Annotated in this window: 20 protein-coding genes and 1 pseudogene; 12 read left to right on the top strand and 9 right to left on the bottom strand. The window is 49.3% G+C overall.

Translation table 11 applies throughout. The features are described 5' to 3' along the window. The first annotated feature begins 101 nt into the window (after positions 1-101). From EKM84_RS05315 to EKM84_RS05355, 10 genes and pseudogenes are all read left to right on the top strand, one after another. A complete protein-coding gene (locus tag EKM84_RS05315) occupies positions 102-1,520 on the top strand; it encodes a DUF5776 domain-containing protein (protein ID WP_164511324.1) in 1,419 nt (472 codons plus the stop codon). Between the two features lie 575 nt (positions 1,521-2,095). Beyond that, positions 2,096-2,884 (top strand): WxL domain-containing protein, encoded by a 789-nt coding sequence (locus EKM84_RS05320; protein WP_164511325.1) that lies wholly within the window; start codon positions 2,096-2,098, stop codon positions 2,882-2,884. A 178-nt stretch (positions 2,885-3,062) separates the two neighbouring features. Then, positions 3,063-3,470: pseudogene (locus EKM84_RS14305) on the top strand (DUF916 domain-containing protein); the annotation flags it as partial. Positions 3,471-3,497: 27 nt separating this feature from the next. Then, complete coding sequence (locus EKM84_RS14310; RefSeq protein WP_225418157.1) at positions 3,498-4,067, top strand: DUF3324 domain-containing protein; 570 nt, start codon at positions 3,498-3,500, stop codon at positions 4,065-4,067. Positions 4,068-4,098: 31 nt separating this feature from the next. Then, positions 4,099-4,560, top strand: a complete 462-nt coding sequence (locus EKM84_RS05330) for a hypothetical protein (protein WP_125764444.1) — start codon at positions 4,099-4,101, stop codon at positions 4,558-4,560. Between the two features lie 8 nt (positions 4,561-4,568). Continuing rightward, on the top strand, positions 4,569-6,236 hold the full coding sequence (locus EKM84_RS05335) for a hypothetical protein (protein WP_125764446.1): 1,668 nt from the start codon (positions 4,569-4,571) through the stop codon (positions 6,234-6,236). 719 nt (positions 6,237-6,955) lie between these two features. Then, positions 6,956-7,747: a WxL domain-containing protein gene (locus EKM84_RS05340; protein WP_125764448.1), complete on the top strand. Its 792-nt coding sequence runs from the start codon at positions 6,956-6,958 to the stop codon at positions 7,745-7,747. Between the two features lie 146 nt (positions 7,748-7,893). Next, the gene (locus EKM84_RS05345) at positions 7,894-8,922 is read left to right on the top strand and encodes a DUF916 and DUF3324 domain-containing protein (protein WP_225418152.1); all 1,029 of its coding nucleotides are present in this window, start codon (positions 7,894-7,896) and stop codon (positions 8,920-8,922) included. A 30-nt stretch (positions 8,923-8,952) separates the two neighbouring features. Beyond that, positions 8,953-9,414 carry an LPXTG cell wall anchor domain-containing protein gene (locus EKM84_RS05350; RefSeq protein ID WP_125764452.1) on the top strand — a complete coding sequence of 154 codons (462 nt, stop codon included), beginning with the start codon at positions 8,953-8,955 and terminating at the stop codon, positions 9,412-9,414. Positions 9,415-9,420: 6 nt separating this feature from the next. After that, a complete protein-coding gene (locus EKM84_RS05355; protein ID WP_125764454.1) occupies positions 9,421-11,109 on the top strand; it encodes an Ig-like domain-containing protein in 1,689 nt (562 codons plus the stop codon). Positions 11,110-11,259: 150 nt separating this feature from the next. Here EKM84_RS05355 and EKM84_RS14155 read toward each other — a convergent pair whose 3' ends face one another. Together EKM84_RS14155 and EKM84_RS05360 are read right to left on the bottom strand one after the other, a co-directional pair. Then, positions 11,260-11,409: a hypothetical protein gene (locus EKM84_RS14155; protein ID WP_164511326.1), complete on the bottom strand. Its 150-nt coding sequence runs from the start codon at positions 11,407-11,409 to the stop codon at positions 11,260-11,262. Continuing rightward, positions 11,409-11,963 carry a hypothetical protein gene (locus EKM84_RS05360; RefSeq protein ID WP_125764456.1) on the bottom strand — a complete coding sequence of 185 codons (555 nt, stop codon included), beginning with the start codon at positions 11,961-11,963 and terminating at the stop codon, positions 11,409-11,411. Before EKM84_RS05360 ends, EKM84_RS14155 begins: the two co-directional genes overlap by 1 nt. Before the next feature lie 98 nt (positions 11,964-12,061). On the opposite strand from EKM84_RS05360, the gene EKM84_RS05365 reads away from it, so the two are divergent. Both EKM84_RS05365 and EKM84_RS05370 read left to right on the top strand, forming a co-directional pair. Continuing rightward, positions 12,062-12,712 (top strand): Crp/Fnr family transcriptional regulator, encoded by a 651-nt coding sequence (locus EKM84_RS05365; RefSeq protein WP_125764458.1) that lies wholly within the window; start codon positions 12,062-12,064, stop codon positions 12,710-12,712. Positions 12,713-12,875: 163 nt separating this feature from the next. Next, positions 12,876-14,045 carry a DUF5776 domain-containing protein gene (locus EKM84_RS05370; RefSeq protein ID WP_125764460.1) on the top strand — a complete coding sequence of 390 codons (1,170 nt, stop codon included), beginning with the start codon at positions 12,876-12,878 and terminating at the stop codon, positions 14,043-14,045. 54 nt (positions 14,046-14,099) lie between these two features. Here the strand turns inward: EKM84_RS05370 and EKM84_RS05375 are convergent, their stop codons facing one another. From EKM84_RS05375 to EKM84_RS05405, 7 genes are all read right to left on the bottom strand, one after another. After that, positions 14,100-16,142 carry a DUF5776 domain-containing protein gene (locus EKM84_RS05375; protein WP_125764462.1) on the bottom strand — a complete coding sequence of 681 codons (2,043 nt, stop codon included), beginning with the start codon at positions 16,140-16,142 and terminating at the stop codon, positions 14,100-14,102. 177 nt (positions 16,143-16,319) lie between these two features. Continuing rightward, positions 16,320-16,871, bottom strand: coding sequence for a DUF5776 domain-containing protein (locus EKM84_RS05380; RefSeq protein WP_125764464.1), 552 nt, complete (start codon positions 16,869-16,871; stop codon positions 16,320-16,322). An 18-nt stretch (positions 16,872-16,889) separates the two neighbouring features. Continuing rightward, positions 16,890-18,332: a hypothetical protein gene (locus tag EKM84_RS05385; RefSeq protein WP_125764466.1), complete on the bottom strand. Its 1,443-nt coding sequence runs from the start codon at positions 18,330-18,332 to the stop codon at positions 16,890-16,892. 208 nt (positions 18,333-18,540) lie between these two features. After that, the gene (locus tag EKM84_RS05390; RefSeq protein WP_125764468.1) at positions 18,541-20,286 is read right to left on the bottom strand and encodes a DUF5776 domain-containing protein; all 1,746 of its coding nucleotides are present in this window, start codon (positions 20,284-20,286) and stop codon (positions 18,541-18,543) included. Positions 20,287-20,530: 244 nt separating this feature from the next. Next, positions 20,531-21,859, bottom strand: coding sequence for a hypothetical protein (locus EKM84_RS05395; protein WP_125764470.1), 1,329 nt, complete (start codon positions 21,857-21,859; stop codon positions 20,531-20,533). A gap of 1,322 nt (positions 21,860-23,181) precedes the next feature. Then, the gene (locus EKM84_RS05400) at positions 23,182-23,844 is read right to left on the bottom strand and encodes an ABC transporter permease (protein WP_125764472.1); all 663 of its coding nucleotides are present in this window, start codon (positions 23,842-23,844) and stop codon (positions 23,182-23,184) included. Positions 23,845-23,846: 2 nt separating this feature from the next. After that, positions 23,847-24,779, bottom strand: coding sequence for an osmoprotectant ABC transporter substrate-binding protein (locus EKM84_RS05405; RefSeq protein ID WP_125764474.1), 933 nt, complete (start codon positions 24,777-24,779; stop codon positions 23,847-23,849). Between the last annotated feature and the right edge of the window lie 8 nt (positions 24,780-24,787).

Here is a 24,787-nt window from a genome sequence, read left to right on the forward strand (position 1 = left end):
GCATAAAATCTAATTTAAGTTGCTCCAGTTCAAGTATCCCAAGGGCTGAAGCCTATTTGAGTACTTTCAACCTTTAGTTTTTTAAGGATTCTGGGACGGTTGTGGCCCAGGCCGATTCCAGATATGTATACAATATTTATTTGGAATCGGAGAATGACAGTACAAATAGTACCTTTGCTGGTGGTGGTGATACTAATCCTGTGACGTTACCGGACAGTGATGTCAATGGTGTGTCCTATAATGATTTCTTTAAAACGCAATTTAAATATCAGTTCAACTCACCTTACACGATGTATGACGTTATCAATACTTATTTTGATTATTCCAATAGGATTATTGACGAAAGTACGGCAATTGCTAAATTTTCCGACATGTATGCCAACCCTAAAAATGTTCCTGATGCAGAAGGGATTAATCAGAATATCGAACAACAGCTCGCAAGCTTTCCAAAGTCCTCTGTTGACATGGAGAAGACACGAGCAGAAGCTGGGGAAACTATGGTGCCAGAACCTGCTGCGGATCCTAATTCAGCGGGATATGATTATAAGATACCGGATTTTAAGATCTATATCGTTGATAATGATTATCAAATGACAATTAAATACGTCTTGCCAGATGGTACGGCGGCACATGCCGATGATGTGGTGACTGGCTATGCTGGAAAGACGCCAATCACGATTACCAGTCCATCCGTGGACGAGTACGTTCCTGACCAGAAGGAAGTTAAGATTAATTTCGCCAAGGAAGGAAAATACGTTACGACCGTGCATTACGTTAAACCGGGTAGCCAAACGGGGTCAACGAATGCGACTGATCAATCTAGTTTAACAGCAAATGATACTGCAACTGTTAAAGTGGGACAATCCATTGATGCGGCTACATTTGATGCAAAGGCAACTGATCGTTCGGGAAATTCTATGCCGGTTACGGTAGATACTGGTAAAGCCAATCTTCAGAAACCAGGGACTTATTTAGTCGTTCTCAAAGCCGCAAATGGGAAAACGAAGACTGTTTCGTTAACCGTGATGGCAGATGAGGCGGCTGATGTCGCTGCGCCTAAGCGGTCAGTTATTTATGGGCTAAAGACGTTGTACCTGTATCGAACGCCAACGTTTAACAAGAGTCAGCGGGTTGTAAAGTATTCTAAGACGACCAGAACGAATCGGCCAATGTTTGTCGTAACGGGCTACGCTTACTCTAAATCAGGTTCACTCCGCTACAAAGTTAAAGATGTAAATCATACTAGTAAAACTACTGGTAAGACAGGATACGTGACAGCCCGGAAAGATTTTGTTGGATCAGCTTATTATCAAAAGTCGGTCAAGCAGATTAAAGTTTTAAACAAAAAGGGTGTCAATTTATACCAGAATGTCAATTTAACTAAGCGGACGAAACATGTGAAGCAGAGCAAGGTATTGAAAATTGTTGGTTTAGAGCAGCATAATTTAGCGACACGTTTTGTCTTGAGTAATGGTCAATATTTGACTGCTAATAAGAAGATTGTGATGGCAATCAAATAAGTAGCCAGTTATGCGTTTAAAGTGGTGGTCTCTGTGGCCATCATTTTTTTGTCGAATTTTTTAAGCCTTTAAGATTTGTCCTCTCATAAATTTGTGTCAAAGCTAGCGTAAAGTTTATTAGTTTAATTACCTTTTTAGCTAATTTAGCGTAATCAGCTATTTGGAACAGGCTATTGCTGGAATGCTGATAGCCCTATACGATTGTAGGCCTGTTAGGGGTTACGGCCCCTTGTCCATAGTCAACCATGTGGCTATTTTTGCGAACAATAAGCATCTTTGATAGTTATTGAGAACATAGTATAAACGCTTTAAACACAGCGTTTTGGTTGATTTTATCATCTGATTAATATTTTTTAAAATATAAGCACAAAAATTGTTTACAACGAAATCAATTGGCCTTATAATAGCTTTGTTACATAGTTAGTGAATCGTAACACCTTTTCAGGGGCGTTGCGTTTATCCAACTGGTCGCAATGGTTGAGGTGCTTAGGCTTTTACCGAAATCAGCGAGGCCCATAAGCTTGTTGCATTGTTTTGGGAATTTATTAAAAGATAAATTAAGGGGTGCTTTATTTATGAAGAAGACATTAAGTACAATCGTATTAGCCAGTGCATTATTGTTGGGGACTGTCGCACCAGTTGCTGCTCATGCCGATGCCGTCACTGGGACTTCAGGTACGACCGACACGCATGCTACGTTCACGGCACCAACTAACAAGACCAACCCAGTTGATCCAAACAAGCCAGATACGGATGCTGGCGGTTCAGCCACCGATAATAATGGTGCCACGAACAACGATGGTCCATTAAGCTTCTTATACGTAACCAAGAACATGGCTTTCCAGTCTGTTCAAGCTGTTACTTCTGCAACGCAACCTGACATTGCTGTTGACAAGATCAGTACGGATACTTTCAGCAGCGCTACCGATGCGCAAGCCAACCCTAACTTTGTCACTGAAATCTCTGACACGCGTGCGACTAACGCCGGTTGGTCTGTCAGCGTCTCTAGCTCACCAATGACGGATAAAGATACGAACGTTTCTTTGAAGGGTGCCACGGTTGACTTCAACGGTGCTGGTGCTACGACCATCAAGAACTCTGGTGACGCCGCAGATGCTAGTGGTAACTCAGCTGGAATCTCAGCCAACACGGTTAGTGTGCCAACCACGACAGCTACCGCACAAACTATTTACAATGCTGAAAAAGGCTCCGGTGCTGGGTCAACGTCATTCCAACTCGATCCAACGAACATTAAATTAGCCAATGTCGGTGGGAACACCGCTGCCGGGACTTACGATGGGACCTTAACTTGGGCCTTATCTGATACCCCAGTGGACGCGCCAGCTACGACGCCTGCTAACTAAAAAAATGTGTGATTTACGAGAAAAGGTGTCCATTGGATAAAATGAACACCTTTTTTATTTACATATGGGGTATTATGAAATTGATGAGTTAAGTATTTAACTAGGGTAAATCAGGGGTGAAAGTATGACAAAGTTCAAGAAGTTTCAACTAATTTTTCTCGCAATTTTTGGTGTATTCATGGGTGGCTTAGCAACGGTTAAGGCTAACGCTGCGGCGCAAAACGATATTGGCTATAGTGTGGCGGCTCAGTTGCCGAAGAACCAGATTGACAAGCGCAACTCATTTTTTGAATTGAAAATGAAGTCAGGGCAAACGCAAACGCTGCATACCAAAATTTTTAACGTGACGAATCAAGAGATCAAGGTGAAGTCCGCGATTCATACGGCTTGGACCAACTCGGGTGGGGCGATTGATTATGTCAACCCAACTAAGACCTAAGATTCTTCATTGAAGTACAAGATGAGTGAGTTGACGAAGGTGCAAGGCCAGAAGACCGTCACGATTCCAGCTCATGGGTCTAAAGTGGTGACTGCTAAGGTCGCGTTGCCGCAAATGTCTGGGTTTAATGGCTTGGTTCTGGGTGCGTGGTACTTTGAACGGACCGACACCAAGGTGACGGGTAACGTCAAAGGGGCCAATAACGTTCGGAACAAGTACGCTTACGTGGTCGGCATGGAATACGTCCTGGGCAAGGTTCCCAGTGGCAATCTGACCTTAGGCAAGGTGGGCGCTGGGCTCAGCAACTATCACCGCGGTGTGATTGCGAACCTGCGGAACCCAACGGCAACGATTGTGCCTAACTTGAAGATGAACACCACCATTACCAATCGGGATGGTGGCAAAGTTGTGAAGCAACTGAAACAAACGAATGTTCAAATGGCACCGAACACGACATTTGGCTACCCCATGCTTTATGGCAAGACACCTTTAAAGGCGGGATACTATCATCTGCACATGGTTGTGAAGAATACGGATCGAACCTGGGTATTTGACCGCGACTTCACGATTACCAAGGCCCAAGCCAACAAGTACAACCGCAGTTCCGTGGACAATCCCGGGATGAATATGTGGCTGCTGATTGGGATCGGTGCGTTAGTCATGCTGCTATTGATCCTCTTAATCTTGTTGATCATCTATCTGATTCGCCGCCGTCGTCGGGATGAAGAAGACACTGAGAAATAAGCACGTTCGGCCCGAGAGGAGGGCGTGGGTGATGAAAAAAATAATCATGAGCGTCATCTTGGCTGTCACACTGGTTGTGGGGGTTGGCGTTGGCACGCCCGCACTCGCCACGACGGTTGGCGGAACCGGTGGGACGACCCAGATGGGGGTTCATATCATTGGGAACCCCCAGCAACAGCGGTTAGCTGACCTGGTGGATCAAATTCCCAGTGGGCAAACACCCACAACGGGCGCTGATGGCGATCGGCTAACCGGTTCTCAGTCAACCGCATCAAAGAAAACTGGATCCAAGACGGGGAACAAGCAGACTGTCCCAGGGGCCGTCGTCACGGCGGTTAAATCTGGCTCAGCTGACTTGGTCGCGGGTCGGTTGCCACAAACGAGCGAGTCACAACTATTTTTGGTGAGCTTGTTTGGCATGCTGCTATTAATGGTCGCCATGTTAGCCATGCTGGTTTACCAGCAAGCACGTCGGCTTAGGGAGAGGAATTAAGTTTCAGGATGAAGGTTAAGAAGGTTTTAGAACAGCTGGTTTTGCTGCTCGCGTTTATGGGGCTTGCGACTGGCATGCAAGTGGCACGGGCAGATACTTTGACCCCAATAACCACAGACTCAGGCGTTTACGGCAGAAATACCGACTTTGTTTTGGCTAAAGGTGATAGTGTTCCCTTTGGGACGTCGTCTTACCCTAATATAGGTGATGTGTCTGCGGATGGTGTGGTTAATGGCCGAATCACAAACAAGACAACCCAGTTTAAGATTATGTATGATGGGACGGCAACCACAACTAAAGGGAAGTATGGGACGTTCTATACCGACGTGATTGCCATGGTAGACGGCAAGCCGAAGTCGTTAGCAACTTCAACACCGACGCCCTGGACGATTACCAATTCTGGTCAGACGGCCACACCGCCAACGACAGGATTTATTTTCACGAATACGGTTGCGACAACGATCAACGTCGATTTGTCACAGTTAGGGACGAAGATCCCTCTACCGATCTACATTGGCTTTTCGTACGTAGCACCCTCAAGCACGGAGTGGGTTCACTATGGGGACATGGCGCTGACCGCTGCCAGTGACGCTGTTTCTAAAATGGCGGATGTCACCATTAATAAAGGTGCCGACCTGCCTTCGGCTAGTACAACGATTACGGGTACCGGTGAGTCTGGTACAACGGTCACGCTGTCTGGGGAGTCTATTCCGGATAATAAATATACGACGACGGTTGATGCCAACGGCAATTACAGTATCAGCCTCGGAGCAGCAACACTTAAGAGCTTAGGAAATATGTCAAGTGTGAAGGTGACCGAGAGTAATCAATTTGGTGATGCCAAATCAGCAACGGCCAACGTCAGTGACTCACTGCCACTGACGATTTCGCCAGCAACGTCGACTGTGAGCGTCACACCGGATGAGTGGACTGATCATATTACGGGCAAGTCATCGGCGGACATTGCTGATTGGCTGGCTGAGCAAGCTGGGTTGACCGTCACCAAACAAGGTGACCCAACGGCATTAACGAAGACGAAGGACGGTCTGGTTTTTAATACCAGTACAACAGCGGACACACTGAGCTCAGTGATGGCTGGTGGTAACACGAGTGTGGCTATTAACGCCAAGGACTCAGCCGGTGATACGAGTACGAGTGATGCGACGACTAACGTGTTGCGGAGTGCTGGTCAGCTCCAGTTTGGGACGTATACGTCACTGGAATTTGGTAGTAAGAGTCGGCCGTTGCCAATTCCAAATCAATCGACCTTGATTGCGCCTAATGGCAGTTTGAACACGGATGGTTCGGATGCGGGCGCCTACAGTGTTCACATTTCTGATACGCGGGCGAAAGGTTCGCCTTGGTACTTGGCAGTGCAAGCAACGCCACTGACAGATGGTAGTGACCATACCTTGAGCTTGGTTTACGCAGACGGTGAGGGGCATAACCAGACCTTGGATGATAGTTTAGTCAAGATAATGTCTGGAACGCGGTCGAGTGATGATACCAATGTCGCTAGTGATTGGGAGCATTCTGGTCAACAGTACCCAGGAAATGCTTCGGACGCGCCGGCAGGCATATACTTGCAGGCGCAGCCCAATATTTACGCGGGTGGTGGCCAGACAGCGAATTACTCTGGCAACATGACGTGGTGGTTGAACAACACGCCTTATTAGAGGGTTAATTAAATTTGATAAACGTCTCAACAAGGATTTATGGCTGACTTGTTGGGATGTTTTTTTGTTAAGTTTACTATTGAACTGGGGGCTAGAACTGGCGGAAATCAGGTCGAGTCGATTTTGGTTGGAAAGCACACACGAGAATTGGACAGACTGTTAAGTGCAATCGTGGGCAGCCATCCCAGCTCGGATGACAAACAATAATTTCTGCTTGAAGCAGGATAATATCACCATAACGTCAATAGTCGTCGCCACATCCACTGATTAGCCAGTGTGGCCGCGAACGGTTAGCATACGAGTTCGGCTCCTAAAAGCCAATGGCCCTATACGATTGATGACCTAACGGAATTTAGAAAGCGCTATCCAGAATCGTTTAGATGGCTAGTTCGTATGAACGATAAACAGCTGCAATAGTCCCGTTAAATGGGCTATAAATGCCCGAAGAACGGTAGTTTACTTAACTTTTATCAATTGATTAATATTTTTTAGATTTATGTCAGAAAATGGTTTACAACTGAACTATTTGGACTTATAATAGCTTTGTTACATAGTTAGTGAAGCGTAACATCCTTCTAGGGGGAGTTGCTTTTCCACAACTGGTCTTAATGATTGAGGTGCTCATCTTCTTGCCAAAAGTCATGACGACCCATAAGATGTGTTGTCTGTCACAGTGTTTTGGGAATCCATAAAAGATAAATCTAAGGGGTGCTTTATTTATGAAGAAGACATTAAGTACAATCGTATTAGCCAGTGCATTGTTGTTGGGGACAGTTGCACCAGTTGCTGCCAATGCGGACACAACTGCTCCAGATTCGACTGGGAATACTGCTACGCACGTTAAGATTGATGCGCCAGCTAACATGACTAAGCCAGTTGATCCATCGAATCCAGAAAATCAATCTAACACGGATCCAGCTGATCCATCAGATCCTAATAATTCAAATAATAACGGTGCTTCTGTTAGTGGTCCGTTGACCTTCCTGTACGTCACGAAGGATATGACTTTTGACGAAACAACTTCATCAATTAGTGAAGCTCAAACCATTCCAGTTAAGAGCATTACGGAAAGTACCTTTACCAAGGGTGGCGCACTCAACGATAACTTCGTCACTGAAGTTGGTGACTCTCGTGGGACGAACGCCGGCTGGTCAGTTCAAGTTAAGAGTTCTCAAATGACCAATGAAAATAGTGCCGTCTTAAAGGGTGCCACGGTTGACTTTGGTACTGGCGCTGCCGGAACTGAAAACACTGACACAATTGTTACCAACTCCGCCAAGGATACTGGCATTACTGCTAACAACGTTAGTCTGTCTACCGATGGTACTTCAAACCCAACTACCATCTACACCGCAGCTGCTGACCATGGTGCCGGTGCCACCGCTTTCCAATTAGCGACTGACAAGATTTCCCTGGGCAACGTGGCGCCTAACGCCAAGTCCGGGACTTACAACGGGAACTTAACTTGGAGTTTAACCAACACCCCAACTTCTTCAGATCCAATTAAATAATTGTTTGGTTGCGAGTGAAGGTGTCCATTGTTTAGAGATGAGCACCTTTTTCGCCTACATATGTAGTATCATGAGATTGATACGACAAAGTCTAACTAGGGTAAGGCAGAGGTGTAAGGATGTCAGGATTTAAGAAGCTTCAACTCATGGTACTCGCGATTTTTAGTGTGGTGCTGGGGTTATCGGTCCCAGTGATTTCAAAGGCCGCTGTGGCCAATGATATTGGCTATAGCGTGGAAGCCAAGATTCCACAGAATCAAATTGATAAGAACAAGTCCTTCTTTGATCTGGCCATGAAGCCAGGCCAAACGGAGACGCTGCAAACCAGAATTTACAACGTGACGACTCAAAATATTCGCGTTAAGTCCCAGGTGAATACCGCCTGGACGGGGTCATCTGGTGCGATCAACTATATGAGCGCCGCCAAGAGTTATGACCCATCGTTACGTTACAAGATGAGCGATATTAGTCGGTTACAGGGCAAACAGGTTGTGACGGTTCCTGCTAAAGGGTCCAAGGTTGTGACGGTCAAGGTCAAGATGCCCAAGAGCAATTTTAACGGGGCTATTCTCGGTGGCTGGTACTTTAAACGGGTCGATCGTAAGGTGACCGGTAGCGTTAAAGGGGCCAACAACATCACCAACAAGTATGCGTACGTGGTGGGGATGGCCTACACGGTGGGTAAGCTCCCGAACCCTGATTTGAAATTGGGCAAGGTTGGCGCTGGTATCAGTAATTACCACCGTGGCGTTATCGCTAATCTGCGGAACCCAACGGCCATCATCGTGCCTAACCTGAAAATGACCACCACGATTACTAACCGTGATGGTGGTAAGACGGTGGGTCACTTCACCAAGGAAAATGTTCAGATGGCCCCTAACACTGGCTTTAGCTATCCCATGCTTTATGGGAAGACTAAGTTGGCGGTTGGAAACTATCACTTGCACATGGTGGTGAAGAACACGGATCGGACCTGGGTGTTTGACCGTAACTTCACGATTACCCGCGCGCAAGCTAGTAAATATAACAAGGACTCGGTCGATGACCCGGGTGTGAACATCTGGCTCTTGATTGGCTTGGGTGCCTTGGCCATGTTAATTTTAATTTTACTGATTCTATTGATTATGTACCTGATTCGTCGCCGTCGTCGGGATGATGAGGATAACAAGGAATAGGCTGCTGTGTACGAAAGGAGGGCGCTGGTCATGAAAAGAATATTCATGCGACTGGTTCTCGTTTTGACAGTTTTAATTGGCCTTGGCGCGGGAACGCCAGCGCTCGCCACCACAGTTGGTGGTACGGGCGGCGATACCGGAACGGCTGTCACAATTCATGCTAATCCGAATGCGGCCAAGCTGGACGGCTCAGGAATGGGCGCCGGTGCCGATGAAGGTTCTGACACCATTTCGAATGGCCAAAAACCTTCTCTTAAGAATAAGACACAAGATGATCAGGTAGCCCCAGCGGCCAGTAAAAAGGCCTCGCCGGCCGCGGCGGTGGCTACGGTCGTGAAGGCTGGCTCAGCTGATTTGATTGCCGGTCGGTTACCGCAGACCAGTGAATCGCGGATGTTTTTAACCAGTATTTTCGGGTTGTTATTGTTAATCGTCCTAATCTTGTCGGTCACAGTTTATCGGCAAGCACGCCTATTACGGGAGAGGGAGTGAGCTAAGATGAAGTTGAAGAAAATTTTACTACAGCTTGGTTTGCTGCTGGCTTTTGTTGGTGTGGGGATGGCTGGTGTTAATACTGCTGAGGCCGCAGGGAGTAATCCGAGCGGTGTTGATGCTGATGCAACAAAGCTATCTGGTGCGTCTTTTGATAACAATCGAGATTCTCCAAATTATGTCAACGATGTAATCCAGGATAGTTGGTATGGGATAAACAATTATCCAGAGATGCCATCTGGCGTTTATGCAAATGGCGTAGAAAATGGCCGTGTGACAACTAAAACGACGAAATTTTTCCTTAAGTATACGCAATCGGGTAATGGAAGTAATCCAGAGATTAAAAATGGGTCGCTAATCAGTTTTTATCCGGATATCATGCACACTGATAGCGTACATTCGACATCGTTAGTTAAAAATTCGGTTACTAGCTGGCCAATTTCAGGAAAAAAAGTCACAAGTATTCCAAGCGGCTGGACTGAGCTAGACGTTGACTTAACCAACTTAGGTAAGGGGCTGACGTTGCCAATCTATATTGGCTTCACAGCTAATTATGGCACGAATCTTTATAACCGGTATTATTGGGTAAGTTTGAAATCTGACCCAGATGCTGTAGCAGCGATGGGTGATTTAACGATTGACGGTGGCGGTACAGTATCCTCGAGTGCCTCAAAAATTACGGGTACTGGTAAACCAGGATTAACGGTAAGTTTAAGCAGTGTTTCTGGTACGCATACGGCGACGGTTCAAGCTGACGGGAAGTATACGATTGATTTAGGTAGTGATACACTTAAATCTCTAAAGGCCGGGAATCAAATCACGGTTACTGAATATTCTGGCAACGAATTTGGTGATTATAAGGACGTAACTGCTAAGGTGGTTCCGACAGTTCCGCTTTCTATGACAGCTACTACTCCGACAGTTGCCGTTGATCCTGATACTTTGTCTGCAAACATTACCGGTAAGTCGGACGCCGATATACTCAAATGGTTGGCAAGTTCCAATGCAGCAGGGTTAACTACTATTAAAGAAGGATCTACGACACCTTTGAGCGATTCGGATGGATTGACTTATACAGCTGATAGTACCGATTTAGCAACTAGTATAGCCACAGCGACTGCAACCAAGCCTTTGACCATCAATGTTAGCGCTAGTGACAGTGCTGGTGACAAGACGACAAGCACGACACCTATCAGTGTATATGCAACGGATGGTGTTTTTAAGTTTAATTCACTGACAGATTTTGAGTTCGGTAGTTTGCCTGTTCCAGCACAAGAAACACTGTTTGCGCCAACTAAGGCACCGTCAATTTTACTTGACGATACACAGACGGTGGGTAGAGGTTGGACAGTGACGGCTAATGCTACCACAATGACAATGGCTGATGGCGATAAGAGCCCATTGAATGGGAAGCTCGTATATGTTGATGCTGATGGTAACAAGCAAAATATGACGGGCACAGCTGTAGAGGTTGGCAGCGGCAAACGTGAATCTGGTGCGACAACTGCTGATGTGGCCAAGGGCTGGGCAAGTGGCAATGCTATTCCTGGAAGTGCCTTTGATAAGGGGTCTGCAAGTGGAACAACCCAGGGTATCTATCTGGATGCACAGCCCAACATTTATGCTGGTGAGCTTGAAACGGATAAGGGTTATACCGGATCAATTGCCTGGGTTTTGCGGAATACTCCTCAGTAATTATGCTATAAACTTCAAGCTAAATTAAGATGAGTCGTGTTTTCCAATTGGAGAATGCGGCTCTTTTTGAGTAAATCATAATTTCTCGAAATAATTCAAACGAAAAAATCACCCCAGTCCAGCCGGACCAGAGTGATTATCTTAAATTCATTATCGTTGCACCAGCCGCATCCCCGCATCAACCAGCATCCCCACCGCCATACCCCACATTGCCAGCATGTCCAAGTGAAACGCCACCAGCAACAGGATCACCGCGTAGTAGGCGGTCGCCACAATGGCCCCAGTTTGCTTACCAGCCATTAGAGCGCCACAATCTTACCGACCGCAATCGGCAGGGTGACGTGCGTCGAGTAGTGGCCGACCGCACCGGCAACCGTGTCTGGCAGGACGACATCGTCCGTGACACCGTGGATGTAGATGACCCGCTTGTCGAGCGCCAACTCGCTATCGTTAAACGTCGCCTTAAATTTTTCGTCCAGCTTAGCCAGCGGCACGACCTTGGTGTAGGCGAAGTAGCCGTTCGCGTCTGAAACGGGGTAGTCGTCGTTGGGGATGTCCATCTCGTGGGGCGCGTCGTTGAATGGTACCATGGTGGTCCCGGAAACCGCGCCCGTCTCGGGGAGGTCCACGAAGCCATCGTGGTTCACGTCCTGCGCGCTCGTGGCGATGTCAGCGGCCTTGCCATCCGGGAAGCCGTGGAAATGTTCCCAGTGCTGCAGGTTGGCCGGGGTGTCAAACATTTCAATATTAATAGTCAGCGTGTCCCCGTTGATGGTGAACAGCGCCGTCCCGTGGGCCGCGGTCCCGATGACCTGTTCATTGAGTGGCAGGATGTTTGCTTGATAGATTTTCATTTGAAATGGCCTCCTCGAAGTGATGGGTTTAGTATATAATGGTTTTAGCAAATAGAAATTGATAATTGTCAAGAAAACGTCAAAAGGAGCGAAAAAAGATGACCCATTCGCCAATTAAATGTGTGCGGAGTGCCCCCATTTTCAAGGGGCTGGATGACGCCGCCATTGCGGAGCTTGCCAAGATTTCCGTGCACCAGCAGCTATTCAAGAAGGGCACGGTGCTCTACGACCCGACCAGTCAGCTGGACCGGATGATGATCGTCGATTCTGGGCGGGTCAAGGTGTATCAGCTCAACGAAAACGGCAAGGAGAAGGTGCTGTACATGCTGCGGGCCGGGACCATCGACAGTGAGGCCGCGCTGTTTGCCAAGCGCCAGCACTTCAACTACGCCGAGGCCGTAGAGGATACCCGCATCTGTTCGATTGGCCGCGCGGACTTCCAGGATCTCCTGCGCCGGAACCCAGACGTGGCGTTTAACCTCCTGAATATTCTGGGTGACCGCTTGACCGAGCTGGAGTCGGTGAGCGCGCTAACGGGCAATCTGACGGCGAAGAACCGGGTGCTGGCCTACCTCCAGCAGATTGGTCAGGCGCAACAGGCCACGGCGTTCGATTTACCCGTGAAGAAAAAGGAACTCGCCAGTTTCCTCGGCATCACGCCAGAAACGTTGAGTCGCCAGCTGGGCCAGTTGGTGGCGGACGGGCTGTTGGAGATTGTTGGGAAGCGCGTGACTTTGTTAGTAGAGTGAAACTGATTGGGACCAGGTTTACCTGAGATATTTGGCTGGCCTGGTCCTTTTTGCGTTATACTGGGGATGATCATTCCGGGTATGCAAAGTCAGCGGTGATAATTATTTTTATAAAACGTCATCATGACTTGACCCAATCAATTTGGCATAGGAAGTGGGAGTCGTGAAGACTGGAATTAAGGGAATTCTGGTTAGTGTTTTAGTGGGAGTCGTTTTGTTGATAGTAGTGGGGAAAACAGTTGTCGCGCACGGTGACGTTGTCACGGGGGAGGATTCATCGGAGCAACCTCAAGAAACGACATCTGGTAGTCAGGTGGTCGTTGAGGATGCGACTGGCGGGTACGTCACGACCCCAGTGATTGATATAGGAAATACAAAATACGTGACTCATCTTTATAATGATGAAGATGAGTTGATTGATGGACGCGCCTTAGGGCAGGGAACGGATTGGTTCGTGAATTCAGAAAAACTGAATCTCATGGATGGTTCCCAAAGCTGGCGAGTTAGTACGCATGACTGGGTTAGGGATAGTGATGTTAGGTTCCATTTTTCTATGGATCCTAATCAGGCTGTACCCGATATGCAGAAGTTAACCATTAACTTTGTAGATACTGCGGGAAAGGCTTTACGGGCACCAGAGAACGTGACGGTAGCTTTCGATTTTACCGCTGAGTTGAAAAAGGCGGTCTTACCCATTGCTGGTTATGACTTAGCCCGAACGGATGCCACCAAGCCAGGTGAGTTCACGTACATTTACCAGAAGAAGGTGCCAGCGGAAAACGGCGGTGGTACAGCGGTCACCACGCCACCAACGACAGTTACACCCACACCATCGACCCCAGCGCCAACTGATCCGGTCAAAGTCGTGCCTAAGGGGCAGGCGGTGTCGGCGTTTAAGAAGATTGGTCTTTACCGCATGGTCAACTTTAATCGAAAAAACCGCCTGCACTGGTATCCCAAACGCCCACGGAATCAGTGGCCCCAGTTTGTGGTGACAGGGTATCGGCGGAATGCTGCTGGTGTCTTGCGGTATCGAGTCCGCGATGTGAATCACCAGTCTAAGACGGACGGCCTGACGGGTTACGTGACGGCGAGTGATAGTGACGTGACCAACACCTATTTCAGAGTTAAACCACGACGCGTTCGTGTGCTGAATCCGTTAGGGGTTAACGCGTATCGCCTGGCTAATCTGAGCGGTCGGCGCCTTCAGCATTTCAAACGGGGAACGGTACTGAGGGTAAAGGCCATTCGGCATTATCATTTGACGACGCGGTTGGTCTTGACCGATGGGCGTTATGTGACGGCGAATAAAACGTTAGTTGTTAAAAAATAAGTGTACTCAAAAACGAGATGATTGGTCTGAAGTGACCGGTCATCTCGTTTTTAATTAATGGATGGTTTTGATGTAGTGGTGATTGGCCGTCACATACCCATGCGCCACGCGGTAACGCATAGTGCCATGAGCGCTGAAGTCCCAGCCCTTCACGGTGAGCGTAGTGCCCTTGCGGTAATGCTTCTGTCGGTGTTTAAAGTTCACGTCACGGTACCGATTGATAGCGGCCTTAGCCTTAAGCCTCTTTGGCATGGTGACTCGCCCATTCTTAACCAGTTTCTTGTTGGCGGTGATATAGTGGCCATTCGTGAGGACATACCGCGTAGTCAGGTTGTGTTTGACCAGCTTCTTCACTCGCAACGTTTGACCCTGGCGGTAGTGCGTTGCCTTGCCCGTCAGCGATTTGTTCCGGTAAGCATTCACGCCATTAGGATTGATGACGGTAATCTTCTTCGCCGCTTTGCGGTAATAAACCGGCGCCACATAAGCAGCCTGTGTTGTGATATAGCCTTCATCGCCAGCAGTCCTGGAGCGATGGTTAACGTCTTTGACCAAGTACCGTGGCCGTCCAGCGGTCGAATTGGCATAGCCGGTAACCTTAAACATGGGCCGGTTGATCCGTGGTTGCTTGCGGTACCAGTGTTGGCGGCCCTTCTTGGTGAAGTTGGTGCCATTGTAGAGGCCAATTTTCTTGGTGGCGTAGACCACGGTGCCCTTGGGACTGACGGTGTCAGTAGTGCTTTCTGAAGAGTCACTGGTTGATGAATCGGTACTAGCATTTGAGCCGGGCCAGTTTAAAGGAATTTCATAGTTTTCTACGTAACCACGTTTCTGACTGTCTGCGCTGGTTCTGTTTTGTAGAAATAGGGCGCGAATTTTGACTGAACGTGTGCCAGAGGGGATGTTGTACATTTGGGTTTCTGCTGATAGTTTTGTACCATCAGTAGCTGGGATAGATTGTTCATCGAGTTCGGACTGGAAAGCACTTGTTTCATCAGAAGTCGCAATGGGGTGAAAGTCAGTCTTTTGATAGTCTAAGGAATTAAATCTGTTAGCGTGAGATATCGTAGGATTAGACGAATCGCCATTGGCCATGCCATTTATTAAATCATAAAACGTTGGTATCTTACTATCCTGCAAAGGAATTCTACCAATAAGTAAGTCGTCCAAGCTCGCTTCATGGGCTGGCTCAGTCCCGTCTGAGTCATTCTTGTATGTGCGGTAAAAAAAATTTGGTCTTTTCGTGTATGAGAGATAGACTTCGTCGTTTTCAAAGTCGGGCTGGGAAATCCTTGTTTCATCAGCTGTGGCTAGAACATAGGTCGGTATTTTTTCCATATCAATATTAATAGAATTATCGACAACGTTTGCAGTCGACAAGCGCTGAGTTTTTGTGGGATGTTGTCCCCAGCCCACAAAGGCCCCGAGCTTATAAGTGCTAGCAGATGAAAAGTCGTAAATGCTGTTGAGCGGACTGAAATCTGAAATTTCATTTTCGGCAACGGATAATTCATTTACACCATGAAAAGTATATGTACTTTCGGGAAAAACCTCATCAACAGTTGGCTGAGCGGCAATAGTAGAACATAGATTCTTGAAATCTTCGTCATTCAATTGATCATTAATAAGTCCTAGTGATTGAATATAATTCTTGCTTTGTCCGTTGCGATTGATGAGATCCAGTAAATCGCTTAGATGTTCAGATAGATGGGATTGATTAGCAATTACTATGCGGGAGTAGGTCCCTTTGAGATACTTCAAATCTTGAAATTCTGTCATTTTGTCAGTGATATCAAGACGAGGGACTGAGTGGTCAGGATTGTATACTGATGAAGCCATTTTGTCAATTTCAGACAGTGGTGAGGTCGACTGCAAATTAATTTCTTCGAATGTCGTCAGAACTGCCTTAAGTAACACGGGGTCATTCCCAAATGCCTCCCCAACGGTCATATTCGTTGTATCGGGAGTAGTTGATGTCTGAGTAGCTTCAGATACGTTGCTAGTACTTGCAAGAGCAGGTGAGGTGAAGGCTGTAAGTGTCATGAGACTTGCAACAATTAAGGATAAACAGAGTGATTTATGCTGAATTAATAACAAAATAGCGCCTCCATGAACGATTTGCATACAATTTCAGTTTAACATAATTAGAACCTCTGAACGATTTTATTCGTTACTTATTCTCGGAGAGAAATAGTCGACTGGCTATAGTGTATCAATTGAAGCCAACAATGTTTTTTTGAGATTTAATGGGAGATAAATTACCTCAGATCTTGGCTAATGGATCGTTTTGATGAAGTGGCGGTTAGCAGTCACATACCCATGCGCCACGCGGTAACGTTTTGTCCCGTTGGCGCTGAAGTCCCAGCCCTTCACGGTGAGCGTGGTGCCTTTTCGGTAATGTTTCTGCCGACGAGTAAAGTTTACATCGCGATACCGATTGATAGCGGTCTTAGCCTTAAGCTTTTTCGGCATGGTCACTCGTCCATTTTGTACCAGTTTCTTGTTCGCCGTGATGTAACGGCCATTCGTGAGCACGTACCGCGTGGTCAGGTTGTGTTTGACCAGCTTCTTCACCCGCAGTGTTTGACCTTGGCGGTAGTGGGCAACTTTGCCCGTCAATCCGCGGTGGCGGTAGGCATTCACACCGCGCGGATTGATCACCGTCACGCGCTTGGCCGCTTGCCGGTAGTAAGTCGGCGTCACAAATTTACGGTTGGTCGTGATGTAGCCACTCTTACCCGCCGTTTTCGAGTGGTGGTTGACGTCCTTGACCAGGTACCGCGGCGTGCCGTGGACCGAGCGTGCGTAGCCGGTGACTTTGAACATCGGCCGATAGATGCGGGGCTAGCGATGATACCAGTGTTGGCGGGTGGCTCGTTTGAAATTTGTATCCGTGTACAGGCCAATCTTTCGGGTAGCGGTGACCACCGTTCCCGCGGGCACACCACCGTCGCCAGCGCCACCCGTGCTGAGGGAGGGCCGACTGGAACTCGTGGTGCCGCTGGAACCAGACTCACTGCTTGAACTATCGCTCGAACTGCTGGACGTCGAGGTGTCGGGCCAGGTCAGGGGGATGGTGTAATCCTGCGTGAAGCCGCGGAACGTCTCGCTGTACATGTAACGAAAGGCCGCGCGCACCTGAATGGACGGCGTACCCGAGGGGATGTTGGTGATCTGCGGGTCGGCACGGAAACTATCGGTGGCCGAGTAGCCGTCCGCTGCCAGACTGCTGAGGCTGCTGGACTGTTCGGCCGGTGACAGCCACTGGCGGTAGGCCGAGGGCGTCGTGTTTTGATAATTGAGCACACCAAAATTAGCTAAGCCACTCACTGTTTTTGATCCTTCATCAATCGTCAGTTTGGGAGTCGGTTGGACCATGGGGATGTCGTCGTACTGCAGGACGGGCTGGCCCATCTCCTGAGCTGTCAGTGCGTTTGGCACAAATGTGTCCGTCGTTAGCGCGTGGAGCCCGTCTTCGTTTAGTTCGGGGTGCACGCGAAACGCGGCCATTTGAAACGCAAAATTGTCAAAAGGTTCCGACGGGGTGTGGTGGTAAAGCCGCAGCGGTAACAGGTCATCGGCCTTTAGCGTGAGCTGGTTGTGAACGACGCGTTGTGCTGGGAGTGGGTTTAAGTGGCGCGACTGCCCCCAAGCCACCAACGTTCGGATGATCCGACCACCAGGGCGCGTGCTGTCGGCGAGGTCAGCTACGGGGGTTAGGTCGTCGATTTGATTTTCACTTAGGTTAAGGGTGTGGACGGGGAGGGTGTCACCGTCTGACGGGAGGGTCTTCAGGTGGTCGACGAGCACATCAAGGTCCGCGTCAGTCAGCTGGTCGCGATAGAGTAAGAACTCGCGGTTGGCTTCACCCGGCAACTGGTTGAGGGCCGCAATCACCTGTCGGAAGCCAGCCCCGGCTAGGTGCGTTTGGTTAGAAATTCGTAGGGACTGGGGGTAGGCGACGAGGTGCCGGAGGTCCTGATAGTCGCGGATACGAGGGTCACTGAGGATCAGTGGGATGTAAAGGCCGAAGCTTGCGGTCACACTCACGGGTGAGTCGGCCGTCACCTCGTTGCCATAGCGTTGAAGGGTGTGAAGAATGTCCGCCTGGAGGTAGGTGTCATGTTTGAAGGCCTCCCGGATGGTCAGGGTGTCAGCCGCGGAAATCTCACGGGTCTGCGTCGCACTGGAGGTCGATTGGGCGTGGACGGGTGGTAGCGCGACTGTGACGGTGCCGAGTAACCAGCCAGTGAGGCATAGGAGTAAGGGACGGAAGGAATTTGGCATAGGAAACGCCGCCTTTCTGATTAATTATGTAAACGCTTTATACACGTGATATCATATCATGACGGTCGGTGTTATCGATACCGTTAGGGTCTCAGTGAGGCGGATTATCGTTTTACCCTGACAGATAGTTAATAGACGGATTGATTAATATAAACATCCAATCAACAAAAAAAGTCAGCTCACGGTGTGTGGGCTGACTTGATCGGCACTATTTGACTTGGATAACCAGTCGCTTGTTGGCTGAAACGTAGCGGCCATTGGGTAACTGGTACCGCGTAGTCAGGTTGTGGGTGACGAGCTTCTTCACCTTGATGACTTGATTCCTACGGTAGTGGACTTTCTTGCCGGTGAGGGCCTTGGTTTTATAGCTGTTGAGGCCACGGAGCACCTTGATTTTCTTCGTCTTAGTCTGGTAGTAGGCGTTACCGGCAAAGCTGTCGTTGGCTGTGATGTAGCCGATTTGACCGTACGTTTTGGCGTTCGGCGTCACGTCCTTGACTTTGTAGCGGAGTACACCGTTCTTGGAACGGGCGTAACCGATGATCTTGAACATCGGCCGGTTTGTCCGAGTCGCCTGATTGTACCAGCAAACGCGAGCTTTACTGGTGAAGGTTGGGGATTTGTAGAGGCCAATTTTCTTGGTGGTGTAGACAATCTTGTTCTCGGGTTGAGTTTTGTCTGGCTGTGAGACAGTCGGGGTAGTGTCCTTAAATGAAGAGTCTGTGATTGGTGTAGTTGTAGCGGCATTTGAGGTCGAAGCCGGATGAAGCTTAACCGTGTAGTTTTGAATATACGATATTGTTGGATTGCCATCTTCTGAATCTGGATAGACTAACACACGGAGGTGCAGGACGGTGCTGTTGGCAGGCACGTTGGTGATGGTGAGACTGTTCGGGTCTGTCGGTGGTAGCACTGTATAATCTTTGTACGCTGGTGCTGTGTCTAGAAGGTTCTCAAAGTAGGCTAATTGATTGGCAGGAGCAGGTTCGTAGTAATTCTTACTTTGAGCATCAATGGTATCGATTTGTTGGAAATCAAATGTCTTTCCTTGAGGGGTATTCAGTGTATCTAGGTACGAAGTTGAGGGAAATTCCTTTCCAGAGATAAGTCTGCCAGTGCTGTCAAAATTACTAGGGTCGTCAAAGAAGTCAGAACCATTATTAACTTTGAAGGCAATTGTTCCACCGTGAAAAGTGATATCCTCAGATCCATTTGAGCTGGTGAATAGCGTTGTAAGTTCGCGGAATGTCGTAAATGGTATTTTGGCCGTAGTGCCAGTGAGTTGTGCAGTCAGTACGGGTGCTTCGGCTTCCAGCGAGCTTGGGGCGATTAAATCATAAATTGGCTTATTGTCTCCCGGTGACGCTTTATAGTCCATCCAGGGGGAAAAATCGCTGATGTTATTTTGGTAGAGACTGAGGGTTAAAAATGTTGTGTTCGTTTTAAACTGCTTAGCGGTATCTAAAAGCGCGGAAAGGTCAGAATTTGACAGGTCGTCTTGGTTTAAATTTAAAAATTCAATCGGCGAGTAGGCTGGATGGTTGGTTAATAGGGCAGAAATGAGGTTAGGGAGGTTGTCTTTGGTTTCAGGAGTACTGCCACTAAGGTTAGTTTGATGAGTTAAAGTTAGTCCGTTAAGCGTGCAGGCAATCTTAAGGAGTGGGGTGTAGTCCGTCAATGGCTGATCAATCGTAATTTGAGGTTTGTTTTCCTGAACCTGGGTCAGGGTCATGGTGGACTCGATTTTTGTTTTAGAGTTGGCGTTAAGCAAGGCTTTTTTGACGATTTGTTCATCGTTCGACCCATTATCGGGAAGGACTTGGTCAACAGTTTGGTTCATATCAATCGTCGTTACTGCGTGAACAGTAGCGGTGTTAGTCAGCAGGAGCCCAGTTAGCAAGACAATGAAACTAAGTACACTGAAACAAAGCGTTCTAAATAGGTTTCCTTTCATCAGATTTCCCTCCTTATCAAGTGCGGCAATTCACAAACTAAGCATAACACCTAATCTATTGGATAGTAACTGATTGGCATTATGAAAAATCATCCACCATAAGGACTCGCGGTGGGCGATAGTGAAAGCTTGATATGATGGGGGGAACGGCTGAAACTAAAGCTAGTTGAGTGCGCCAAATTGTTCGATGAAATTACTTACCGAATAGCGTGGACAACCAAATTAAAAAGGGCCAGCCATCCGGCTACCCCTTAGGTTCGTGCAAAATATTTCCCAGTGAAATGCCCAACGAAGCCAGCGTTAACGGCCAGCTCATGGCCAGGGTATACAGCCAGAAGTGACTGGCATCACTGGGTTTGAAGAATGACAGAATTGATAAGTGGGCGCTGGCACTCACGGCCACCAGTAGACCAAACATGACCAGCTGGCACAACAGGCCGCCATACGTGGAGAACCGGTATTTGTGAACGATGGCCATATCGTGGTCGATCTCCGGTGCCCCGTACAACGTGGCGTTGATGGTCGGGTTGTCGTAACCGACGTACAGGGTAATCAGCAAAATCCCCACCACGTAGGCCCAGCGCCATGGAATCAGCAGGAGCACGTGTCCCGCCAGCAAACTCACCTGGCTGAGCCGTAGCGCCCGTTTGGTGGACCCCCGTCCCAGTTTATTAAAGAGTGTATAACCGGTCTCAAACCCGACGAGGTACAGCGCAAAGACCACGTACATCCCTGCGTGCCCAAAGTAAAAGTAGGCGAAGAACCCGCTAAATAACAGCACCAGGCTCATCAAGAAGCCCCGATTTAACAGGCGAATCTTGTAGTTGGGCAAAATGTGGCGGTCGCCGTACAGTTCGATGGCCAGAATCACCAGTGCCACGCCAATAATGGCGAGCACTAACCCATTTGGCAGGTTCAGCGCGGCCTTCCGCAGCGTCGTCAGTAAGGCAATGGCCGCAAAGCCAATCAGGGACAACGCCCAGCGCCAACCCTGTTGGAGGCCGTGGGGATGCGTCGGTCGGTTTTGGTAGAAGTCGTTGGTAAAGTTGTCCAGCAAGATACCGCCGGGCAGCGCGCCCAAGTAGAGCAGCGCCAGCACGCTAAAGGTCAGCGTGTAGCTCCACCCGGCCGCCAGATCGACGGCCAGCATCACACCGAGCCCCAGGAAGATGAGCCAGTACAGCCGCTTCATTTTAAATTCGCTCGACTGACTGAGGTGCAGCTTGAGGGTCAAAAAGTACGGCCAAATCGTGGCGGCGCTGTAGCCCCACAACAGGCTGCCGACAACGAGCCAGCCCACGGCGCTCGTCAGGGCAAAGATCAAGCTCCCCAGCGCGCCCAACACCAGGCTCACGATGAGGTAGGTGCTCGACCGCAGATTTAAACGCTTGGTATAAAAAATGCTGGCCGCCCGCGAAATGTAGAAGGCCACCAGGGCAATCAGATACGTCTCGCTCTGCGTTTCCTGGTACTTCAACAGCATTAAAATGTAGGGTAACATGAGGCCGATATTTGCTAGAAAGTTCAGGGTGCCGACGGAAAAGTCGATACCCGCTTGCCGTAACCGCTCCACCCAATCATCTCCTTGGTTTTCTGTGTGTTTGGATTTAACTTTGCCGCCTGCGTCAGCTAGGTGCTCTCGTCCCATGAGGCACGCTCGAAGCCAAAGGGCGGTCTTCGGCCTTGCGGTCAAGCCTTACTGAAACCCGTAAGTCTCGACCACAGCCCGTGGTGTAAGGCCGGCAAGAACCAGCCGACCTAACACCACCGACACGGGACTTCGCACCTAGCTGACTCCGGCTAAGAGTTGTGCACCAACCCCAAGAAAAGCAAGGGATGATTGGTGTTTTGGCCGGATGTAGTTGTAGTTTGGTTTGACTTTAGCTAGGTGCTCTCGTCCCATGAGGCACGCCCGAAGCCTGAGAGGCGGTCTTCGGACTTGTGGTCAAGCCTTACCAAACCCGTAAGTCTTGACCACAGCCCGTGCTGTAAGGCCGAGGAAATCACTCGACCTAACAACCACCGACACGGGGTTCTGCCCTCCCCAGCTCCGGCTGAGAGTTGTGCACCAACCACAAGAAACTCAAGGGATGGTTGGTGTTTTGGTCGTGTGTGGTTGTAGGTTGACTTTAGCCAGGTGCTCTTGTCCCATGGGGCACGCCCGAAGCCTGAGAAGCGGTCTTCGGCCTTGCGGTCAAGCCTTACTGAAACCCGTAAGTCTCGACCACAGCCTGTGCTGTAAGGCCGGCAAGAACCGGCCGACCTAACACCACCGACACGGGACTTCGCACCTAGCTGACTCCGGCTAAGAGTTGTGCACCAACCGCAAAGAAACTCAAGGATGGTTGGTGTTTTGGCCGGATGTAGTTGTGTCGTTTGTTCAGACGGTATATCTAAATTCAGCATCGTAATCGTCAACACCTACGAATATTACTTTACATAGTATAACATTGATTTCCCACGAGGGTATCCGGGGAGCTAGGCCAATTTGCGGGCAATAGAAAAGCGCCATCTACCTCGGATAACCGAAGCAGGTGACGCTCAAATTATCAAAATTTACCAACCGGCGTGACAGCCATCTAGCCAATCACACTGGCGAATGGAACCCGACCACGGCTGCCGCCTAAGACTTCGCCAAACCAACATCGGATTGGTGTCGCAATCTGAGCCGGAGGAAGCCAGGACGGAGACGGCTGTGTCGGTGGTGTTAGACCGAGCGATTTTTGCTCGGCCTTACAGCACGGGACAACCTTTGAGACCTGCACGGTTCTCGCAGGGCTCAAAGTTGAGGTGGGAGCCCGCACCACAGGCGGAAACCGGCCCCACAGCAGGCGTAGTCCTGGAAGCCGCAGGCGGCCAGCGGTAACGCACTTGACCCAAATCCCTAAACAAATATTATTGTTCAGAAGAAGTCTTAGGCGTCAGACGCTTTTCGATGAAGGAGAGGACCAGGTCCGTGATAATCGCCATCAAAGCCGTTGGCAGCGCCCCGGCCAGAATAATGGCCCCACCATTCGTGGCGTTGGTCCCGCGGACGATGATGTCCCCGAGCCCACCGGAACCGATGAACGAGCCGATAACGGTGATCCCGATACCGATGACTAAGGCATTTCGAATCCCGGCGATGATCACCGATAGTGACAGGGGGATCCGGATGGTCATCATGACTTGTAGGCGGGTCATCCCCATGCCTTTCCCGGCGTCCAGCACGTCGGCGTCGACGCTCAGCATGCCGGTGTAGGTGTTTTTAATGATTGGCAGCAGGGAGTAGAGGAAGACGGTCACGATGACCGTGGTCTGCCCCAAGCCCAGGCCCAGCATCAAGATGGACAGCATCGCCAGTGACGGAATCGTTTGGATCACGTTGGCAATGCCAATGATGACGGGCGAGAGGCGCCGGTACTGGGAAATCCAAATGCCCAGCGGAATCCCGACGATGGCGCCCAGTAACACCCCGTAGATGGAAACGAGGAACGTTTGGTTAAATTGACTGAGGACGTACATCCCGTTGTGGCTAAAGTAGTAAACTAGCTGACTGAGTAAACCCATGTCTTTCATAACTAGTCGTTCCTCCCTTCAAAGTAGTGGTGTTCTTTCAAGAAATTGTTGGCAACCGTCTGGGGTTCTTCCAGTTGGTCGTCGACTTGGTAGTTCAGCTGTTGCATGGTCTTCAGCGACACCTTGCCGACCAAGCGATTCAGAACGCCGCGCAGTTCCGGATGCTGTTTCAAGATGGCATCGGTGGCCACGGCGCTCCCATCATAGGGTGGGAAGAAGTTCTTGTCGTCCTTTAGCATTTTCAAATGATAGCTGGCGACCCGGCCGTCGGTGGAGTAGCCCAGAATGGCGTCCATCTTGTCGGCGGATAAGGCGTCGTAGAGCAACCCGGTCTGCATGGGCAGCACGGTACCAAAGCTATAGCCGTACATCTTCTGGAAGGCGGGGTACCCGTCGCCTTGACGGTTTTGCCAGATTTGGTCGATCCCGACTTTCATGGTTGGCGCCAGTTTCTTGAGGTCACTGACGGTCTTCAGGTGGTGTTTCTTAGCGAAGGCCGGCTTGACCATCCAGGCGTAGGTATCGGCGAAACCGTATGATTTGAAATAAGTCATCTGGTAACGTTGCTGAAATTCACGCGTGACGGTCGCTTTGACCTTGGCGGGGTCCCGCTCAAATTTTTCATTCAGAATGGTCGTCAGGTCGGTCCCGTTGAAGCGGATGGACGAGATGTCCGCCTGCTTGTTCTTCAGGGCGTTGAAGCTGACGTTGCCAGACCCCAGGTTGTTGATGATGGTGGGTTTTAAGTTGGTATAGTGATCAATCATACCTGCAATGACGTAGGCCATGATCTGCTGTTCCGTGGTGTTCTGTGACGCGATTCGTACGGTGTTATTGCCCGAGCCAGACAGTCCCGGCAGCGCGCACCCGCCCAAAGGCAGGAGGACGACCACAACTAGCAAGGCAGCGAGCCATTGACGTAAATGTTTTCGCATAGCGGCCT

It is taken from the genome of Levilactobacillus mulengensis, assembly GCF_003946045.1.
GTDB lineage: Bacteria > Bacillota > Bacilli > Lactobacillales > Lactobacillaceae > Levilactobacillus > Levilactobacillus mulengensis.

Excerpts from the sequence above, each read along its gene's own strand:
- EKM84_RS05330 (WP_125764444.1), top strand. The coding sequence starts at position 4,099 with ATGAAAAAAATAATCATGAGCGTCATCTTGGCTGTCACACTGGTTGTG.
- EKM84_RS05405 (WP_125764474.1), bottom strand. The coding sequence starts at position 24,779 with ATGCGAAAACATTTACGTCAATGGCTCGCTGCCTTGCTAGTTGTGGTC.
- EKM84_RS05385 (WP_125764466.1), bottom strand. The coding sequence starts at position 18,332 with ATGCCAAATTCCTTCCGTCCCTTACTCCTATGCCTCACTGGCTGGTTA.
- EKM84_RS05320 (WP_164511325.1), top strand. The coding sequence starts at position 2,096 with ATGAAGAAGACATTAAGTACAATCGTATTAGCCAGTGCATTATTGTTG.
- EKM84_RS05355 (WP_125764454.1), top strand. The coding sequence starts at position 9,421 with ATGAAGTTGAAGAAAATTTTACTACAGCTTGGTTTGCTGCTGGCTTTT.
- EKM84_RS05335 (WP_125764446.1), top strand. The coding sequence starts at position 4,569 with ATGAAGGTTAAGAAGGTTTTAGAACAGCTGGTTTTGCTGCTCGCGTTT.
- EKM84_RS05400 (WP_125764472.1), bottom strand. The coding sequence starts at position 23,844 with ATGAAAGACATGGGTTTACTCAGTCAGCTAGTTTACTACTTTAGCCAC.
- EKM84_RS05350 (WP_125764452.1), top strand. The coding sequence starts at position 8,953 with ATGAAAAGAATATTCATGCGACTGGTTCTCGTTTTGACAGTTTTAATT.
- EKM84_RS05345 (WP_225418152.1), top strand. The coding sequence starts at position 7,894 with ATGGTACTCGCGATTTTTAGTGTGGTGCTGGGGTTATCGGTCCCAGTG.
- EKM84_RS05360 (WP_125764456.1), bottom strand. The coding sequence starts at position 11,963 with ATGAAAATCTATCAAGCAAACATCCTGCCACTCAATGAACAGGTCATC.
- EKM84_RS05365 (WP_125764458.1), top strand. The coding sequence starts at position 12,062 with ATGACCCATTCGCCAATTAAATGTGTGCGGAGTGCCCCCATTTTCAAG.
- EKM84_RS05340 (WP_125764448.1), top strand. The coding sequence starts at position 6,956 with ATGAAGAAGACATTAAGTACAATCGTATTAGCCAGTGCATTGTTGTTG.
- EKM84_RS05380 (WP_125764464.1), bottom strand. The coding sequence starts at position 16,871 with ATGTTCAAAGTCACCGGCTACGCACGCTCGGTCCACGGCACGCCGCGG.
- EKM84_RS14155 (WP_164511326.1), bottom strand. The coding sequence starts at position 11,409 with ATGGCTGGTAAGCAAACTGGGGCCATTGTGGCGACCGCCTACTACGCG.
- EKM84_RS05390 (WP_125764468.1), bottom strand. The coding sequence starts at position 20,286 with ATGAAAGGAAACCTATTTAGAACGCTTTGTTTCAGTGTACTTAGTTTC.